Raw genomic sequence first — 11,780 nt, 5'->3', positions numbered from 1 at the left:
CCCTCCTGGGCACCGCGCTGGGGCGCCCCCCCCCCCACCCCACCCCGGGGGGGCTTCCCTTTCGGCCCCCCCCCCGGTTTCTGTCGCGCCGCCGTGGTCCGGCGTGTGCCTGCGGTACGGACGTCCGGGCGCCCGGCGCGTCCGCGGCGTGAGCTCCGGCGTCCGCGACGGAGTGTTCGGCGGGCAGCCGGGGCACTCCGCGTGCCCGCGGCGGGATCCAGCGCGCCCGCGGCGGGCGGTGGCCTGGTGCGAACGTCGGACGGGCGGCGGTTCCGGTACGGGCGGTGGTGCGGTGTGGCGTCGGGCGGGTTCGGGGCCGTCGGCCGGTTGCCGCGCCGATCCCGGTCAGGTGCGGTCCGGGCCGGGCGGCGGCGCTGTCCGGCCCGGCGGGGGTGCGGGGAGGCGTCGGACAGGTGTGGCGCGGGCGGCCAGGCAGCGTGGCGATCAGCCGGGCAGCGCCGTGCCGATCACGGTCGGGTGGCGGCCAGCCGGGTGGACGCGCGCGCCACGCCCGTCCCTTATGCGGAATTTGTCTGATTAGCGCGTACCGTCGCTCCATGCCCACGCCATACGGATCCCGCGGCGGCATGGCGTTCGGCGTGGAGGAGCTGCGTGTGCTCCGCCGCGCTCTCGCCCTCGCCCTGAACCCCGCCCCCGCCTCGGCCGAGGACGTCCAGGACTGCCTTCGCGTCGCCGAGTCCCTAGACGAGGCGATGCGCGAGGGCGCCAGGCTGCGCGCCTTCCTGGTGGCCGACCTCGCCCGGTACCGCGCCGCCCTGCCCGGCACCGCGAGCGGCTATCTCGCGCTCCTGGAGGAGGCGCTGGGCGCCGGGTACCGACCAGACCCGGACGACCTCGCCGCACTCCGGGCGCTGCGGGGCGGCCCCGTCGCCGCCGCCCTCCTCGACCGCTGCCGCACACTCGCGGAGCAGGACGTGCGCGCCCGGCTCGCCCGCAGTGCCTCCCGGCGGGCCCCGGCGGGCGCCCAGGCGTCCGCGGCCGGCCCCTCGGCCATCTCGTTCGCCCCGACCGTCCCCGCCTCCCGTACCCGCCTCCTGGCGCTTCCTGGGGGCCTTTCCGGCGGCTCCCCCGGCGGCCTCGGCGCCGATGTCCGTACGGTCGCCGAGGAGCCGGCCGACAAACCCCGGAAGGAGCCCGCCGTGAAGCCCGCACCCGCCCGCCCCGGTTCCGCCCCGCAGGAGCCCGCTCCGGCCCGCCGTCCGATCCCCACCCCGGGCGAGGTCTTCCCGCGCCGCAAGCCGGCCGCGCCGTCCGGGAGCCCGTCCGAGCGGCTCGCCGTGGGCTGACCGGACCCCGGGGCCGCGGGGCGGGGGCGGCGCCCCCCCGCCCCCGCCCCGGCCGGTCGGCGTCCCCCGCCCCCTGCGCGGCGTTCCGGCGTGGCTACCCTGGGGGCATGGACTACGTCTCCGCGCTCGTGCCCCCGGTCGTGATGGCCGCGTTCTTCATCGGTCTCATCAGGGTGATCGTGAAGACCCAGGGCGGGGCCAACAAGGCCAAGGAGGACGCCGCCGTCGACGCGGCCCTCGCGCGCGCCGAGAGCGCCCGCCGGGCCACCTCCGCGCAGTCCGAGGCCTGAGGCCTGACGGAACCCGGGCCGCGGGGCCCCGCCCTCGCACCCCGAACACCGGCGCCTGTCGGCGCACGACGCATGCCCGCGCGGCCAGGACCCCGTCCTGCCCGGCGCGGGCATTTTAGCCGTCGTGCGCCCTTTTTGTTCCCGTTTGCAGCTTAAAGTGCACGTCCGGCACGCCATTGACTGGATCTCCCACTATTGTTCTGAGCTGTGCCTCGCCCATTGGGAGAACTCGAAGACGCGGTCATGACGCGGGTGTGGAAGTGGAACCGCCCGGTCACCGTTCGGGAAGTCCTGGAAGACCTACAGCGGGAACGGACCATCGCCTACACCACGGTGATGACCGTTTTGGACAATCTCCATCAGAAGGGCTGGGTGCGCCGGGAGGCGGAAGGCCGGGCCTATAGATATGAGGCGGTCTCCACCCGTGCCGCCTACGCGGCCGCGCTGATGAACGACGCCTGGGCGCAGAGCGACAACGCCGCCGCCGCTCTCGTCGCCTTCTTCGGCATGATGAGCGACGAACAGCGGCAGGCCCTGTCGGATGCCATGCGCATCGTCCAGGTACCGGAAACGCCCGAGCCCGGCCGGGCCTCCGATACGGCCGGCGATGCCGGTGATACGGACGCGCCCGATACGTCGTCGCGGGAGAACCCCGGCTCGGCGGCGAAGGGTGGCGGGCGATAGCGTCCGCTCATGTCAGAGAGCCCCGAAGTCGCTAAAACCATCACCGTCCGGCGGGCCCGGACCGGCGATGTCCCGGCCGTGCGCCGACTCCTTGACGCGTACGCCCGGGACGGCATCCTGCTCGACAAAGCGATGGTGACGCTTTACGAGGACATCCAGGAGTTCTGGGTCGCCGAACGGGACGACAACGCCGAGGTGGTCGGCTGCGGCGCGCTGCACGTCATGTGGGAAGACCTCGCGGAAGTGCGCACCCTCGCGGTGAAGCCCGGCCTCAAGGGCCACGGCGTCGGCCACCGGCTGCTGGGGAAGTTGCTGGACACGGCCCGTCGGCTCGGCGTTCGCCGGGTTTTCTGTCTGACCTTCGAAGTGGACTTCTTCGTCGGGCACGGCTTCGTGGAGATCGGGGAGACGCCGGTCGACGCCGATGTGTACGCGGAACTCATGCGCTCCTATGACGAGGGTGTCGCGGAGTTCCTCGGTCTCGAACGAGTGAAACCGAACACCTTGGGCAACAGCCGGATGCTTCTGCATCTGTGATCGCCGGGCATCGCGAGGTTCCTCAAGGCATATTCCGCCGGGGCACAAGCGCGGACAACCCAACGGACGCTGCCCAGGTTCCCTATGTCCGAAACGCGCATGTTTCCGGCACGGGAGCACCCCTTGGGTCTCTGCCGGGGGTTTGTGTTTTTCCCGCAAAAGCGGTTTGCTTTCCGACGTACTGCAGTAGTGGATATAACAAGGGGCGGTGAAACGGCGGACGCCGCAGACCCCCGGCCCTCACGTTTTCGATGAAAGGAAATCCGGTGGCACAGAAGGTTCAGGTCCTTCTTGTCGACGACCTCGACGGCGGCGAGGCGGACGAGACCGTGACGTTCGCGCTGGACGGCAAGACGTACGAGATCGATCTCACGACCGTCAATGCGGACAAGCTGCGCAGCCTTCTCGACCCCTATGTGAAGGGTGGTCGGCGTACCGGAGGCCGCGCTTCTGGTGGACGTGGAAAGGCGCGTGCCGCTTCCGGTGGCAGCCAGGACACCGCGCAGATCCGCGCCTGGGCCAAGGAGAACGGTTTCGAGGTCAACGACCGCGGCCGTGTTCCCGCGATGATCCGCGAGGCCTACGAGAAGGCCAACGGCTGAACGCCCGCGCGCCGCAGCCTGGCACGGTGGCACTGCGTGGCCACCGTGTCCACGAGGCGTGCGAGATCGGGGGCGCCCCCACCGCCCCCCACGGCGGACAGCGTCGGCAGCGACGCCTCGATCTCGCGTCCCGGCGCGGGGGGCCGCAACCACACCGCGGCCCCCTGAAGAGGCCGGCAGCCGTCCGGGGAGAACCGCGGGCCGCCGGCCGGCCCAGGAGCGGGCGGTAGCGGCGCCTCGGTGTGTCCGCCCGCGCCGAGCGCCACCAGATCCGGCGCCAGCGCGCCCCACTCCAGCCAGTCCAGGAGTCCCGGCAGCTCCTCCGCGCTGCCGACGGCCGTCAGCAGCCGCATCCGGTCGCCTTTCAGAGCCACCGGAGAGTCCGGCGCCAGGTGCCTCAGGGCCCCCAGACCCGCCTCGGCGGGTACGTCGAGGACGTCGAAGCGCAGGCCCGTGACCAGCCGTACCGGCTCTCCGGGCACGGTCGCCCAGCCCAGCACGTTCTCGTACCAGTGCCGCGTCCGGCCGTCCGGCGCCGGGAGCGGACGGGAAAGGGGCGCCGCGGTGACTGAGCCAACCATGCCAAGTGCAACCGTCCCAAAACCCCCCGAGTTACGCTGGGTGCACCGATGGCTGCACTGCGTGAGAATTCGAGGGGGCGTACGGGGGTGCGCACAGGCGCGAGGTTGTTCGCCCGTAGCGGAGGGAATCGGTGCGCGCGGCATGGAGTGTCCGCTCCCACGGGTAAGACATCCCTAGTGGGAGGGGGCGACACGCAGGAAAGGCCGTCTCACGTTCGCCATCGGCGTACTGCTGGTGAGGGTAACTGCCTGGCCTGCGGGAACATCGTCTCGCACCATCGGGTTGGAGCAGATGTCGGCGTTCGGGGTCAGGAGGCCAAGGACGGTGTCGGCAGTTGGAATGAGCGGTCCCCGCTCGCGGGACTAAGCTGCGGAAGGACAGGGAGGGGAAGTTCCCCCCACTGCCTGACCGCTCTGAGGAGCGATTAACGATGTTCGAGAGGTTCACCGACCGCGCGCGGCGGGTTGTCGTCCTGGCTCAGGAAGAAGCCCGGATGCTCAACCACAACTACATCGGCACCGAGCACATCCTCCTGGGCCTGATCCACGAGGGTGAGGGTGTCGCCGCCAAGGCCCTTGAGAGCCTCGGGATTTCGCTCGAGGCGGTCCGCCAGCAGGTGGAGGAGATCATCGGCCAGGGCCAGCAGGCCCCGTCCGGGCACATCCCCTTCACCCCCCGTGCCAAGAAGGTCCTGGAGCTGTCGCTCCGCGAGGCTCTTCAGCTCGGCCACAACTACATCGGCACGGAGCACATCCTGCTCGGCCTGATCCGCGAGGGCGAGGGCGTCGCCGCCCAGGTCCTGGTCAAGCTGGGTGCCGATCTCAACCGTGTCCGCCAGCAGGTCATCCAGCTGCTGTCGGGCTACCAGGGCAAGGAGACCGCCACCGCCGGCGGGCCTGCCGAGGGCACTCCCTCGACGTCCCTGGTCCTCGACCAGTTCGGCCGGAACCTCACCCAGGCCGCTCGTGAGTCCAAGCTCGACCCGGTCATCGGGCGCGAGAAGGAGATCGAGCGGGTCATGCAGGTGCTGTCCCGCCGTACCAAGAACAACCCGGTGCTGATCGGTGAGCCCGGCGTCGGCAAGACCGCCGTCGTCGAGGGCCTGGCCCAGGCCATCGTCAAGGGCGAGGTGCCCGAGACCCTCAAGGACAAGCACCTCTACACCCTCGACCTCGGTGCCCTGGTCGCCGGTTCCCGCTACCGCGGTGACTTCGAGGAGCGCCTGAAGAAGGTCCTCAAGGAGATCCGCACCCGCGGCGACATCATCCTGTTCATCGACGAGCTGCACACGCTGGTCGGTGCCGGTGCGGCCGAGGGCGCCATCGACGCCGCGTCGATCCTGAAGCCGATGCTGGCCCGTGGTGAGCTCCAGACCATCGGTGCGACCACGCTGGACGAGTACCGCAAGCACCTGGAGAAGGACGCGGCCCTGGAGCGCCGCTTCCAGCCCATCCAGGTCGCGGAGCCGTCCCTGCCGCACACGATCGAGATCCTCAAGGGTCTGCGCGACCGCTACGAGGCGCACCACCGCGTGTCCATCACGGACGAGGCGCTGGTCCAGGCCGCCACCCTGGCCGACCGGTACATCTCGGACCGCTTCCTGCCGGACAAGGCCATCGACCTGATCGACGAGGCCGGCTCCCGGATGCGTATCCGCCGGATGACCGCGCCGCCGGACCTGCGCGAGTTCGACGAGAAGATCGCCGGTGTCCGCCGGGACAAGGAGTCCGCGATCGACTCGCAGGACTTCGAGAAGGCCGCCTCCCTGCGCGACAAGGAGAAGCAGCTCCTCGCCGCGAAGGCCAAGCGGGAGAAGGAGTGGAAGGCCGGCGACATGGACGTCGTCGCCGAGGTCGACGGCGAGCTGATCGCCGAGGTCCTCGCGACCGCCACCGGCATCCCGGTCTTCAAGCTGACCGAGGAGGAGTCGTCCCGCCTGCTGCGCATGGAGGACGAGCTCCACAAGCGGGTCATCGGCCAGGTCGACGCCGTCAAGGCGCTGTCGAAGGCGATCCGCCGTACGCGTGCCGGTCTGAAGGACCCCAAGCGTCCCGGTGGCTCGTTCATCTTCGCCGGCCCGTCCGGTGTCGGTAAGACCGAGCTGTCCAAGGCGCTCGCCGAGTTCCTCTTCGGTGACGAGGACGCGCTGATCTCCCTCGACATGTCGGAGTTCAGCGAGAAGCACACGGTCTCGCGCCTGTTCGGTTCGCCCCCCGGCTACGTGGGCTACGAAGAGGGCGGCCAGCTGACCGAGAAGGTCCGCCGCAAGCCGTTCTCCGTCGTCCTCTTCGACGAGGTCGAGAAGGCCCACCCGGACATCTTCAACTCGCTGCTGCAGATCCTGGAGGACGGTCGTCTGACCGACTCCCAGGGCCGGGTCGTGGACTTCAAGAACACGGTCATCATCATGACGACCAACCTCGGCACCCGGGACATCTCCAAGGGCTTCAACCTGGGCTTCGCGGCCTCGGGCGACACGAAGACCAACTACGAGCGCATGAAGAACAAGGTCTCGGACGAGCTCAAGCAGCACTTCCGGCCCGAGTTCCTCAACCGCGTCGACGACGTGGTCGTCTTCCCGCAGCTGACCCAGGCGGACATCCTGCGGATCGTCGACCTGATGGTCGGCAAGGTGGACGAGCGCCTGAAGGACCGGGACATGGGCATCGAGCTCTCCCAGTCCGCGAAGGAACTGCTGTCCAAGAAGGGCTACGACCCCGTGCTGGGCGCCCGGCCGCTGCGCCGCACCATCCAGCGCGAGATCGAGGACACGCTCTCGGAGAAGATCCTCTTCGGCGAGCTGCGTCCCGGTCACATCGTGGTCGTGGACACCGAGGGCGAGGGCGACTCCGCGACCTTCACCTTCCGCGGTGAGGAGAAGTCGGCGCTGCCGGACGTCCCGCCGATCGAGCAGGCGGCCGGCGGTGCCGGACCGAACCTGAGCAAGGACGCGTAAGCCCCAGGGCGACGCCAGAAGGGGGCCGGTGCGAAAGCACCGGCCCCCTTCCGCATGTCCGGGAGCGGCTGGCCGAGGCCAGGCCCTGGCCCTGGCCCAGGCCTGCCCAGGCCTTGGCAAGGCCTGGGCCAGGCCCTGGGGACCTGTCCTAGGACAGCTGCCCGTCGTAGTCCGGCAGCTTGTACGTCTTCTCGGCGTGGCCGCCCGAGAGGTCGGTGGCGCTGTTGCCGATGTTCGCGATGATCGTGTAGCCCTTCGACTCGATGTCGACGCGCTGGGCGGTCTTGTAGGCGGCGACGTCCTTGAAGAGGTCGAACAGCCCGCGCACGTAGAGACCGGAGACCTCGTAGCCGTCGTGCTCCAGGTTGTACTCGGTGGGCAGGTAGATGATCCCCGGCCGGGCGGTGACGAAGAAGACGGAGACGCCGTGCTCCTGGGCGTACCGGGCGACCGCCAGGACCGGGGCGTTGGCCGGCTGCGGGTAGCTGAAGCCGAAGTCGGTCTCCAGGGCGGTGTTGTCGATGTCGAGCACGATGGCGGGCTTCTCGCCGGGCCCGGCGGCGGCGATGCGCTGCCGAAGGTACGGCAGGGCCTGGTCCATCACGGCCTGGCAGTCCCGCTGCCAGGTCGCGTAGTCGGTCTTCGTGGCGGCGGCCGAGGCGGTGCTGCTCGCCGAGGCGGTGCCGCTCGTCGTGGCGGCCTCGGCGGGGGCGGCCATCGCCACCAGGGCGGCCGCGGAGACGGCGGCGGCCGATATGCGGCGGGTCCAGGAGCCTGTGTTCATGCGTGGGGGGTCCTCTCACATCCGTGCACTGCCGGGATCATGGGCATGATCGTGGGTGAGGGTGGCGCGAGGGGAACCGTAGGGTTACCGGGCGGTAGGCGTACAGAGACGTGCGTCACAAAGCGGCGGGAAATGCGCTCAGTTGAGACGCGAATGGCCGCAGCGTCCGCAAGTCGGTCCCGCGGGACACGATCTGGCGGTCCGTCAGCGTTCCGGCGGCTCGACGCGGCGGTGCCGGACGTCAATGCGGCGCCTGTGGCGGCCGGTTCGTGCACCCGCTCCCGGAGGTCCCGGTGTGGGCTTTCGCGGCGTAGCCCGCGTCACATTTGCGGCCCCCGTGATCTCGCCGCCCGGTGACAAGCGCCACGGGCGATTTGTTCCCTACTATCCCGGTTAGTGAAACCGCAGATAATGACAAATCGGACATTCACTCTCAAGTCCTCACGCCCTTTCCCGTGGCCTCGGTGTTGCCGTACCGAATGGGCGTTGTGTCAAGAAGTGTGCATTTTGGTGTTTGTTTACTACCTCTCGTCGTAGATCACACGTTTGAGTGCAGATGAGCCCGCGGGTTACCAAGGTGTGGCCACCCCGGCGAACGTCTGTCCGCCGGGTGGCGATCCTGTCCCCGAAGTCGTGAGGTTTCTATGTCCCAGCGTGTCTCGTCCCGTAACGCCCGTACGTCCCTGCTCCGCAACCGCGTCGCCGTTCTGGGGGCGGGCCTGGGGATGTCGGTCACGCTGGGAGCCGGGGTCGCGGCCGCCACGCCCGCCACTGCGCCGGCTGCGGCCAAGCCCGCCGCCAAGTCGGTCGCGCCGGGGAGCGTGTGGGTCAAGCCGGTGAAGTACTACGCGCTGAGCGCCACCTTCAACCAGGCCGGCGGCATGTGGGCGCACAAGCACTCGGGCCAGGACTTCGCCGTGCCGAGCGGCACCAACGTCGTCGCCGCGTCCGGCGGAACGGTCGTCAAGGCCGGTGGCGGGGGTGCCGGTGACGGCTCGGCCTACGGCAACGCCATCGTCATCAAGCACGCCAACGGCCTGTACTCGCAGTACGCCCACCTGTCCCGCGTCGACGTGCGCATAGGCCAGTACGTCGGGGCCGGTCAGCACATCGCCCTGTCGGGCAACACCGGCAACTCCAGTGGCCCGCACCTGCACTTCGAGATCCGTACGACCCCGAACTACGGCTCGGCGGTCAACCCGGTCGCCTTCCTGCGCGCCAAGGGCGTGCTGGTCTGACCGACCGGGTCACGATCCGCCGGACGGGCCCTGGGTCAGGAGCCCCGGTGGGCCTGCGTCACCTGATCGATGGCGACCTCCAGGACGGCCTTGCGCTTGTCCTCGGGGTCGCCTTCGAGGTCCTGCATGACGAACATGCCGGCGTGCAGCGTGAACAGGGCGCTGAGGCAGCGGACCTGATCGACCAGTGCCGCGTCCGGGTCCATGATGATGTCGCGCAGACCGCGCATCCGGTCCTTGAACGTGTCGCCGATGCGCAGTTCCCGTACCGTCGCCTGGTTCTCCTGCATGAAGCGGAACAGTGGTGACGCGTCTATGAGCGCCTGGTGGTAGCGCCGTACGATCTCCTGCTTGGTCTCCAGTGTGTGCGGCTGCCCCTTGCCCCACTCGATCAGTTCCCCGATGGGCCGCGTCAGGTCCTCGAAGATGCTGACCAGGATCTCTTCCTTGGTCTTGAAGTGGTAGTAGAGGGCGGCCTTGGTGACGTCCAGGCCCTCGGCGATCTCGCGCAGCGAGGTCTTCTCGTACCCCTGCTCGGCGAACAGTTCGAGTGCGACGTCCTGGATGCGCTGGCGCGTGTTCCCGCGGCGCTGCTGCTTGGTGCCGTCCATGATGCCGCCCATCCTCGTACTCCTCGCGCTCCCAGGAAACTTACTTGACGACCGGCTAGTTACGGGTCTATCTTGCCCAGTGTAGTCAACTAGCCGGTCGGCAAGTAAGTACTTGGCCCGGGGGAGTGGGAATGATGGCGGACACACAGGCGGTCGACGCGGTCGGCACGGACGAAGAGAAACAGCCCAGGAGCGTGCGGGTGGTCCTGCTCGCGCTGATGCTCACGATGATGCTGGCGATGCTCGACAACATGATCGTCGGCACGGCCATGCCGACCATCGTGGGCGAGCTCGGCGGCCTGGAGCACCTCTCCTGGGTCGTGACGGCGTACACCCTCGCCACCGCGGCCTCCACCCCGATCTGGGGCAAGCTCGGCGACATGTACGGCCGCAAGGGCGCCTTCATGTCGTCGATCGTGATCTTCCTGATCGGCTCCGCGCTGAGCGGCATGGCCCAGGACATGGGCCAGCTCATCGGCTTCCGGGCCGTCCAGGGTCTGGGCGCCGGCGGTCTCATGGTCGGCGTCATGGCGATCATCGGTGACCTCATCCCGCCCCGCGAGCGCGGAAAGTACCAGGGCATGATGGCCGGCATCATGGCGCTGGCGATGATCGGCGGTCCGCTGATCGGCGGCACCATCACCGACAACTGGGGCTGGCGCTGGTCCTTCTACATCAACCTGCCGCTGGGCGCGGTCGCGCTCACCGCGATCAGCATCGTCCTGCACCTGCCGAAGAAGCGCGCCAAGACGCGCATCGACTATCTGGGTGCCGCGCTGCTGACCATCGGCATCACCTCCATCGTCCTCGTCACGACCTGGGGCGGCACGGAGTACGACTGGACGTCCCCGCAGATCATGGAGCTCATCGGCCTCGGTGTCGCCGCGCTGGTCGGGTTCCTGTTCTGGCAGACCAAGGCGGCCGAGCCGATCGTGCCGCTGCACATCTTCCGCAGCCGTAACTTCACCCTGATGTCGGTCATCGGCTTCATCACCGGCTTCGCCATGTTCGGTGCCACGCTCTTCCTGCCGCTGTACCAGCAGGCCGTGCAGGGTGCCTCCGCGACCAACTCCGGTCTGCTGCTGCTGCCCATGCTGGGCGCGATGCTCGTGACGTCGATGGTCGCCGGCCGGGTCACCACCAACACCGGTCGCTACAAGATCTTCCCCATCGTCGGCGGTGTGCTGATGGTGATCGGTCTCTACCTGCTGTCGACGATGGACACGGACACCACCCGGTTCATCTCCGGTGTCTACATGGCCGTCCTCGGCCTGGGCATGGGCTGCCTGATGCAGGTCACCATGCTGGTGGCGCAGAACAGTGTGGAGATGAAGGACATGGGCGTCGCGTCCTCCACCACCACCCTGCTGCGTACGCTCGGTTCGTCGTTCGGTGTCGCGATCATGGGCGCGCTGTTCAACCACCGGGTCCAGGACGTCATGGCCGAGCGGGCGGGTGCGCTGGGTGCGAAGATCACCGAGCAGTCCGCGCAGCTCGACGCGGCGAGCCTGGCCAAGCTGCCGGCGGCGGCGCGCGAGGCCTACCAGCACGCGGTGTCGGCCGGTACGCACTCCGCCTTCGTCCTCGGGGCGGCGGTGGCCGTGGTCGTGGTGGTGGCGTCGGTGTTCGTCAAGGAGGTCGCGCTCAAGGGATCGGGACCGAAGCAGGACGGCGCCGAGGGCGACGCGGCGATGGCCGCGATGGCCGAGTCAGTCTGATCCACCGGTCGACCGAGCCGGTCCGGTCCGTTCGGCCGGCCGCGCTCCTCCGATCCACTCGATCCACTCGATCGACTCGATCCGCCCCGTGCGTCCGGTTCGCCGGATGCGGCGGATGCGGCGGATCGGGCAGTTAACCGAAGGCCCCCGGCTGGTGTCCGCCCCGGGGGCCTTCGCCTGTGCCGCCGCACATTCGCCGCTCACGGTCCTGGCGCCGGGCGGCCGCTTGCCGTCCTGCGGTCGGACGCCCGCTCACCGTCCCGCCGGGGCGGCACCGGACGGCCCCCGCCGGTGGCCGCAGGGACGGCGTCCGGAGGAGCCCCGCCAAGGGCCCGCAGGGACAGGCGTCGGGCGGACCTCCAGGGGTCGCCGGGACGGGCGCTGGATGGACTCCCAGGGGCCGCGCCGGGACGGTCCTGGGCGGGACCCGCAGGGCCCCAAGGACGGCCGCGGGCGGACCCCCAGAGCCTC

The 11,780-nt window shown here is 69.6% G+C and carries 11 protein-coding genes; 8 read left to right on the top strand and 3 right to left on the bottom strand.

The window, feature by feature from the left end; all coding sequences use genetic code 11:
• Nucleotides 1–587 precede the first annotated feature (587 nt).
• The 5 genes from ABT085_RS36425 (at nucleotide 588) to ABT085_RS36405 (ending at nucleotide 3,420) form a co-directional block, all read left to right on the top strand.
• Nucleotides 588–1,307, top strand: a complete 720-nt coding sequence (locus tag ABT085_RS36425) for a hypothetical protein (RefSeq protein ID WP_351618087.1) — start codon at nucleotides 588–590, stop codon at nucleotides 1,305–1,307.
• Nucleotides 1,308–1,414: 107 nt separating this feature from the next.
• On the top strand, nucleotides 1,415–1,597 hold the full coding sequence (locus ABT085_RS36420) for a hypothetical protein (RefSeq protein ID WP_351618081.1): 183 nt from the start codon (nucleotides 1,415–1,417) through the stop codon (nucleotides 1,595–1,597).
• Between the two features lie 219 nt (nucleotides 1,598–1,816).
• The gene (locus ABT085_RS36415) at nucleotides 1,817–2,281 is read left to right on the top strand and encodes a BlaI/MecI/CopY family transcriptional regulator (protein WP_502982887.1); all 465 of its coding nucleotides are present in this window, start codon (nucleotides 1,817–1,819) and stop codon (nucleotides 2,279–2,281) included.
• A gap of 9 nt (nucleotides 2,282–2,290) precedes the next feature.
• On the top strand, nucleotides 2,291–2,818 hold the full coding sequence (locus tag ABT085_RS36410) for an amino-acid N-acetyltransferase (protein WP_351618075.1): 528 nt from the start codon (nucleotides 2,291–2,293) through the stop codon (nucleotides 2,816–2,818).
• Between the two features lie 266 nt (nucleotides 2,819–3,084).
• The gene (locus ABT085_RS36405) at nucleotides 3,085–3,420 is read left to right on the top strand and encodes an Lsr2 dimerization domain-containing protein (protein WP_162470015.1); all 336 of its coding nucleotides are present in this window, start codon (nucleotides 3,085–3,087) and stop codon (nucleotides 3,418–3,420) included.
• Here ABT085_RS36405 and ABT085_RS36400 read toward each other — a convergent pair.
• Nucleotides 3,399–4,001 (bottom strand): SCO3374 family protein, encoded by a 603-nt coding sequence (locus ABT085_RS36400; protein ID WP_351618071.1) that lies wholly within the window; start codon nucleotides 3,999–4,001, stop codon nucleotides 3,399–3,401. The two genes, ABT085_RS36405 and ABT085_RS36400, sit on opposite strands and share 22 nt — an antisense overlap.
• Nucleotides 4,002–4,432: 431 nt before the next feature.
• Between ABT085_RS36400 and ABT085_RS36395 the strand changes: the two genes are divergently transcribed.
• Nucleotides 4,433–6,958: an ATP-dependent Clp protease ATP-binding subunit gene (locus ABT085_RS36395; protein ID WP_351618069.1), complete on the top strand. Its 2,526-nt coding sequence runs from the start codon at nucleotides 4,433–4,435 to the stop codon at nucleotides 6,956–6,958.
• A 148-nt stretch (nucleotides 6,959–7,106) separates the two neighbouring features.
• Here the strand turns inward: ABT085_RS36395 and ABT085_RS36390 are convergent, their stop codons facing one another.
• Nucleotides 7,107–7,742 (bottom strand): HAD family acid phosphatase, encoded by a 636-nt coding sequence (locus ABT085_RS36390; RefSeq protein WP_351618066.1) that lies wholly within the window; start codon nucleotides 7,740–7,742, stop codon nucleotides 7,107–7,109.
• Nucleotides 7,743–8,386: 644 nt separating this feature from the next.
• Here ABT085_RS36390 and ABT085_RS36385 point away from each other — a divergent pair.
• Nucleotides 8,387–8,980, top strand: coding sequence for a M23 family metallopeptidase (locus tag ABT085_RS36385; protein WP_351618063.1), 594 nt, complete (start codon nucleotides 8,387–8,389; stop codon nucleotides 8,978–8,980).
• 35 nt (nucleotides 8,981–9,015) lie between these two features.
• Here the strand turns inward: ABT085_RS36385 and ABT085_RS36380 are convergent, their stop codons facing one another.
• On the bottom strand, nucleotides 9,016–9,603 hold the full coding sequence (locus ABT085_RS36380; RefSeq protein WP_351618060.1) for a TetR/AcrR family transcriptional regulator: 588 nt from the start codon (nucleotides 9,601–9,603) through the stop codon (nucleotides 9,016–9,018).
• Between the two features lie 122 nt (nucleotides 9,604–9,725).
• Here ABT085_RS36380 and ABT085_RS36375 point away from each other — a divergent pair, with 122 nt between their 5' ends.
• On the top strand, nucleotides 9,726–11,309 hold the full coding sequence (locus ABT085_RS36375) for an MDR family MFS transporter (RefSeq protein ID WP_351618084.1): 1,584 nt from the start codon (nucleotides 9,726–9,728) through the stop codon (nucleotides 11,307–11,309).
• The last annotated feature ends 471 nt before the right edge of the window (nucleotides 11,310–11,780 follow it).

The sequence above is a fragment of the Streptomyces sp. NPDC002265 genome, from assembly GCF_040296125.1.
Lineage (GTDB): Bacteria > Actinomycetota > Actinomycetes > Streptomycetales > Streptomycetaceae > Streptomyces.
Note: the sequence above shows the minus strand (reverse complement) of the source record. Positions and strands in the feature narration are given on the sequence as shown.